Raw genomic sequence first — 1,795 nt, 5'->3', positions numbered from 1 at the left:
AAGGAAACGCCTTATTCTCAATACGGTGTGCTTCTTGCTGTGACCAATTACCAAAATTGAAAGTGAAGTAGGAGTTCGGGCAAGTTAACCTGCTGCGATCGCCACCTAACCCTTGATCCGTAAGCTCGATACCTGATCGATGGCGTTAGAGAGGCGATTCCGAACATCGCTATCAATGGGCAGATTCGCACACCAACGCTCTAAAGCATTCAATTCCTTATCAGTCAGACCTTTTAGATGAGATAGTGCTTCCGCAGAACCTGTCACGATGCATTGGGGTAACCCCCCTTGCGATATGTTGTGGAGATTACGTTCAACCATGAGGACGCCCCATGTATGTAAATAATTAACGTTTATTAGTTCATTAGCGTAAAATAGCTCGGCATGAATAAAGCTCTTTGTCAGCGCTCAACTCGCATCATTTATCCTCAGAGCCGACATCGGAGCAACGTAAAGACACTACCTCACCGTATAACTTTTTCATATCGGTAGATCCCTAGATCTAAGATTCTGTTAAAGCCTAGCATGAGAATTTTGGATTGCGATGGAGTGGCACCGTATCTTCACTGAGTCTTCTCATTGCTATCGCGTCTGAGTTGCGTTCTTTCTCTGTAAATTTCAGCACTTGACAGTGTGTATCGAAAAATACTTCATGGCAACTTCACACTGAACGTCAAGCAATCTTTACGTGTTTCCCTGCATGTTTCATATCGTCAAGCTCTGCTAACTTAGTTCATTTTTAATAGTGCTGGCATTGGATTTGAGATTAATCTACTAAAACAATTGATTTTGTGATCCAACCGTTGTGATGAAGAAGGCTGCCCCCTCCTTCTATGACGAACATGTGATGACCACTGTTGAGAGGATGAGTAATGAAGTTCTGGCGACGATTTCGAGTCGTGATTTTAGCATTGGTTGCGTGTGGGTTGGCGATCGCCCTCACCAATTGCGGCGGCGACTCTCAAAATGCAACTGACCCTACGGCCTCACCCAGTGCAGCCGCCCCAATCGGAGCGCTGGTATACGGATCAGGTGGTCAACCCGTGAGCCTGGAGTCTGGTAATATCACGGACGGCAACTCAATTATTCTCCACGAGCAAATTTATAATCGCCTCCTTGATTTTGTTCCTGGAACCACGGATATTGAACCGAGCCTTGCCACCGAGTGGACAGTTTCCGATGACGGACTGACATGGACATTTAAGCTACGCGATGATGTGAAGTTTCACGATGGTACAGACTTCAACGCAGAGGCCGTGGTGTTCAACGTGAACCGCTGGTGGGATCCAGAGTTTGAGTTTGGATATCGCGATGCGGGCAAGCTGTATGAAATTTGGTCGGATCTGTTCGGCGGATACAAAGGCTCAGAGGAGTCGTTGCTGCAAGAGGTCACGGCCGTAGACGATACAACCGTTAGCTTCAAGCTGAAACAACCCTTTGCTGCCTTTCCTGCGGCGATCGCCTCTGGATACTTTGGCATTGCTAGTCCCGATGCGATTAAAGCAAAAGGAGCGGATTACGGCACGCTTAGCGGTAGGTACCGGACCATTTATTGTCACCGAGTGGCGATCGGGCGATCGCATCATTCTGGAAAAGAATCCCGATTATTGGAAAGAGGGCTTACCCAAATCGGATCAGGTGGTGGTTCAGTTTGTAGATGACCCAGCGGCGCGGCTGGCCCAACTGGAAGCTGGAGCCATTGATTTCACCGCTGATCTCACCCCTGATCAGCTACCTACCAATGAACTACCCCGCCGCAAGCGGACGGGGTATCAGAATCAAAAAAGAGCAAGTT

The 1,795-nt window shown here is 48.0% G+C and carries 3 protein-coding genes; 2 read left to right on the top strand and 1 reads right to left on the bottom strand.

Annotated features, from left to right (window positions below):
- Window positions 1–105 precede the first annotated feature (105 nt).
- Window positions 106–321, bottom strand: coding sequence for a hypothetical protein (locus IGR76_13600; GenBank protein ID MBF2079512.1), 216 nt, complete (start codon window positions 319–321; stop codon window positions 106–108).
- Between the two features lie 551 nt (window positions 322–872).
- On the opposite strand from IGR76_13600, the gene IGR76_13595 reads away from it, so the two are divergent.
- The gene (locus IGR76_13595) at window positions 873–1,661 is read left to right on the top strand and encodes a hypothetical protein (protein MBF2079511.1); all 789 of its coding nucleotides are present in this window, start codon (window positions 873–875) and stop codon (window positions 1,659–1,661) included.
- Window positions 1,642–1,795, top strand: a 154-nt coding sequence (locus tag IGR76_13590; protein ID MBF2079510.1) for a hypothetical protein, incomplete at its 3' end; no start/stop codon positions are given. The genes IGR76_13595 and IGR76_13590, both read left to right, overlap by 20 nt.

This window comes from Synechococcales cyanobacterium T60_A2020_003, assembly GCA_015272205.1.
Taxonomy (GTDB): Bacteria; Cyanobacteriota; Cyanobacteriia; order RECH01; family RECH01; genus JACYMB01.
The sequence above is the reverse complement of the archived record's forward strand: the minus strand, read 5'-3'. Positions and strand labels throughout refer to the sequence as shown.